Source organism: Myxococcus sp. CA023, from assembly GCF_010998615.1.
Lineage (GTDB): Bacteria > Myxococcota > Myxococcia > Myxococcales > Myxococcaceae > Myxococcus.
In genome coordinates this window covers 1-2308 of record NZ_JAAEAH010000168.1, presented here as the reverse complement: position 1 = coordinate 2308, position 2308 = coordinate 1, and the positions used below count along the sequence as shown (strand labels likewise).

Sequence of the window (2308 nt, the reverse complement as noted above, 5' to 3'; positions counted from 1 at the left end):
CCTCTGCACCCTCCCTCCCCCTCAACAGGGCCCCCATTCCTCTTATGCGCCGAGGGGGCCGTCGAGGGGTTGAAGGGACTGGGCCTCCCGGAGGCGTACAAGGCCGCTGTGCTGGCGCATCGCGATGCGCTCAACCTCTATCGGACCTCGAACCGCAACTGGACCTACTTCAGCCCCGCCGCGGCCATCTCCGCCGGAGAGCGCACGGGGCGCTTCCGGCTGGAGGAGGACCAGCTCGTGGTGGACGCGGAGGGACAGAGCCGCATCTCCTACGAGGACTACGCGCTCGCGCTGCTGGACGAGGTGGAGCTGCCCCGGTTCGTGAAGCGGCGGTTCACCATCGGGTATTGAGCGGCGCAGCTACTCGTCCAGCTCCGCGCGCGAGCGGCTTCGGGGCTCCAGTCCCAGGGCAATCTCCTTCAGCTCGAAGGTCAGCTCCCGGATGGGAAAGGGCCGCACGTTGCCGAGGACAATCACCGTCAGCTGGTCCTCGGTGTAGTGGTGGAGGTTGGAGAGGAACCCATCCATGGAGCCGCCGTGCCGCACCAGCACGCCGCGCTCCTTGCCGCCGGGGCTCCGCTGGTACTGCTGAATCCGGAAGCCATAGCCGTAGTAGCCGAGCGCGCGACTCTCTCCCGTGAAGAGCCGCTTCCTGCTCGGGGCGGACACCAGCCCCGAGCCGAAGAGCGCCTGGTCCCAGGCGTACAGGTCATCCACCGTCGAGTAGATGTCTCCGGAGCCCAGGGCATAGGAGACGTTGTTCTCGTCGCGCGAAACGCCCAGCAGCTCCTTCGCGTAGCCGAAGGCCCGCTTGGGCGGAACGTTCGTGCTTCGCTCGATGCCCGAGTCCGTCATCCCGAGCGGGCCGAACGTCTTCTCCTGGAGCACCTCCGCGTAGCGCTTGCCCGTGACGGCTTCGATGATGAGGGCCGCGAGGTGGTAGTTCAGGTTGGAGTACTCGTGCTTCGCTCCGGGCTTGAACGAGACGCGCGCGGTGTTGATGAGCCGCAGGATTTCCGCCGAGGAGACATCCGTCTCGGCTTCACGTTCCACCAGCGAGTCCAGATGAGTGGGCAGGCCGGACTGGTGCTTGAGCAGCAGGTGGAGCGTCAGGCTCTGGCCCAGGTCCGCGCGGAGCTTCGGTAGATAGCGGGAGATGGGGACGTTCAGGTCCAGCGTGCCCGCGTCCACCAACTGCATGACCGTCACGGCGGTGAAGGACTTGGTCAGCGAGCCAATCAGGAACTGGGAGTCGACCTGGTTGGCGCGCCGGCCCTTCTCGTCCGCCAGGCCATAGGCGGCACGATGAAGCACCTTCCCGTCCTTCGCGACGAGCACCGCGCCTCGGAAGCCCTCCTTGTCGACATAGGACTGGAGGTGGGCATCCAGCTTCGCGGTGATGGAGGCCTGGGGCGCGCCCAGTGCCTGGGAGCTGAAGCACGCGACGGCGAGAATCGAGAGGAGCGGAGCGCGGAAGGACATGTCGGGTATGGGGCCTAGTTGTTGGACCAGATGACGGAGGCAATCTTCCAGCCGGTGCCCGTATTCACCAGGTGCCAGCTCTCCTGGCCGCGATTGATGACGCGCTCGCCCAGGTGGAAGGTGAACTCGAAGGAGACCGAGGCGATGGTGCCGTCCGTGTCGATGCGGACGTTGGTGAACTTCTCCTCGCTACGCTCCGGGTCCGCCACGATTTCATCGATGAACGTCGTCGGGTTCTGCCGTGCATCGAGCTTGAGCCGGGTGGCCTTGGGGTTCTTCTGGAGGCGGCGCTTCAGGAGCTCCTCTCCATCGACGGACTGCCACGTGGCGTCCTCGCGCAGGAACAAGCCGAGGAACTTCTTCCGGTCCTTCTGGATGATGGCCTCGCGGAAGGCGTCGACCACGGCGGTGATTTGCTGCCGGGCGACGGCGGTGTCCTTGAGTTTCTCCTCGGCGAAGGCGGGCAGGGACACAAGGCAGGTGAGCAGCAGGAGCGACAGCTTCACGAAGGGCTCCGAGGCGAGGTGGCGGGGTGTGTTCGCGCGGCCGGCCAGCAACCCGGGCACCTCGCGATTATTCCGCCGCCTGACCTCATGAAGCAGGAGTGGCCCGGCCTGAACGAGCGCCGGGCCATCCCTGTCCACGCGTCACCGACGCGCCCGCCTCATTCGCAGGGGTTGCCGTTCAGCGTGCAGTTGATCCCTCAAGCAGGAGCGCAGGAGGCGAGCGCGGGGCTTGAGGCAGCGGCCAGGAAGGAGCGGGTGAAGGAGAGGACACCGCGAGTGGACTTTCGCCGAGTTGCTCAGGAGGACGTTCGACTTCGACG

At 66.2% G+C, this 2308-nt stretch carries 3 protein-coding genes; 1 reads left to right on the top strand and 2 read right to left on the bottom strand.

Annotated elements, in window-relative coordinates:
• Positions 1-351, top strand: a 351-nt coding sequence (locus tag F8M74_RS37070; protein ID WP_368669196.1) for an NAD(P)-dependent oxidoreductase, incomplete at its 5' end; no start/stop codon positions are given.
• Between the two features lie 9 nt (positions 352-360).
• Here the strand turns inward: F8M74_RS37070 and F8M74_RS37065 are convergent.
• Both F8M74_RS37065 and F8M74_RS37060 read right to left on the bottom strand, forming a co-directional pair.
• Positions 361-1482, bottom strand: a complete 1122-nt coding sequence (locus F8M74_RS37065; protein ID WP_141259152.1) for a serine hydrolase — start codon at positions 1480-1482, stop codon at positions 361-363.
• Positions 1483-1496: 14 nt separating this feature from the next.
• Positions 1497-1988, bottom strand: coding sequence for a nuclear transport factor 2 family protein (locus F8M74_RS37060; RefSeq protein ID WP_141259153.1), 492 nt, complete (start codon positions 1986-1988; stop codon positions 1497-1499).
• Between the last annotated feature and the right edge of the window lie 320 nt (positions 1989-2308).